Genomic DNA, 473 nt, shown 5'->3' with positions numbered 1-473 from the left:
CGCCAATCTCCTTCCGTGGTAGGTTCCGCCGTTTGTAGTACATGTATGCGTGCAGGGCACTGCAATTCCGTCACAGGGGGTGATGGCACTACAGGGGGCTGCGCAGCCTGGGAAAAAACTGGATGCGCTGCCATAGCTGCGACGTAGCAAGCACCCGGAATCCATCCTGCAAAAGAAAAGAGAGGTCTGATTTTCAAGATGCTCACTCCACGACGGAGAATGCGTCGCCATTGTTGCTGGGATTGACCCAGTTGCCTCGCTTGTCCTTGCCGAGAAATGGCAGCTTGCGGGCCTGGATTCTATTCACCTTGGACCATTGGTCTATAACGTAGATGCCACCCGCATCTTGTCCCGCATACAAGGCCGCATGGTTGCCTGAAGCGCGATTCGGGTACCTACCGTCGACAAAAGTTGCAATGGCTGTTCCCTCGCGCAGAAGAAGGTTGCCCTTTACTGCTGCTCCTTCTTTCCAC

The 473-nt window shown here is 55.0% G+C and carries 1 protein-coding gene; it reads right to left on the bottom strand.

Annotation, left to right across the window (positions count from 1 at the left end):
- Positions 1 to 202 precede the first annotated feature (202 nt).
- On the bottom strand, positions 203 to 473 hold a 271-nt coding region (locus GVL03_RS19775; RefSeq protein WP_159502622.1), incomplete at its 5' end, for a BPSL0067 family protein.

The sequence above is a fragment of the Microbacterium sp. 18062 genome (assembly GCF_902706225.1).
In the GTDB taxonomy this organism is placed as follows: domain Bacteria; phylum Actinomycetota; class Actinomycetes; order Actinomycetales; family Microbacteriaceae; genus Microbacterium.
Note: the sequence above shows the minus strand (reverse complement) of the source record. Positions and strands in the feature narration are given on the sequence as shown.